General features: G+C 59.5%; 2 pseudogenes. One reads left to right on the forward strand and one right to left on the reverse strand.

The features are described from left to right. A pseudogene (locus tag F7R02_RS27710) lies at positions 1 to 68 on the reverse strand (transposase); the annotation flags it as partial. Between the two features lie 67 nt (positions 69 to 135). Between F7R02_RS27710 and F7R02_RS25940 the strand changes: the two are divergent. Further along, positions 136 to 279 (forward strand): annotated as a pseudogene (locus F7R02_RS25940) (IS3 family transposase); the annotation flags it as partial. Positions 280 to 407 lie beyond the last annotated feature (128 nt).

Here is a 407-nt window from a genome sequence, read left to right on the forward strand (position 1 = left end):
ATCGCCACGCCGCTTTCGGCTTCGCGCAGAAAGCCGATGACCTGCTCGTCAGTAAAACGTTTCTTCACGTCCAATCTCCTCGGGGTAGGGAATTGGACTCCAAACTGAGGCGCTACTCAAAATTGGGTGGACGTCGTCACCACGCACAGCCTGTACGCTTGGCTGCGCAAGTTCGGCAAGCCCGGCGTAGTACAGCGCGCTGAGGCGGACCAGAGCGCCGAAGTCCGGCGGCTGAAGATCGAGTTGCGCCGGGTGACGGAGGAGCGCGACATCCTAAAAAGTCGTCCCTGAAAAACCCCTGTCAAACCTCCATTGCCATGTTTGCGAGCCGCATAGTGCTTGAGCACGTTGAGGAACGCTCCCGCACCACCTGCAACCAGGCACGCAAAAAGGCGATCCAGCGCAGC

This window comes from Xanthomonas cissicola, from assembly GCF_008801575.1.
GTDB classification, from domain to species: Bacteria; Pseudomonadota; Gammaproteobacteria; order Xanthomonadales; family Xanthomonadaceae; genus Xanthomonas; species Xanthomonas cissicola.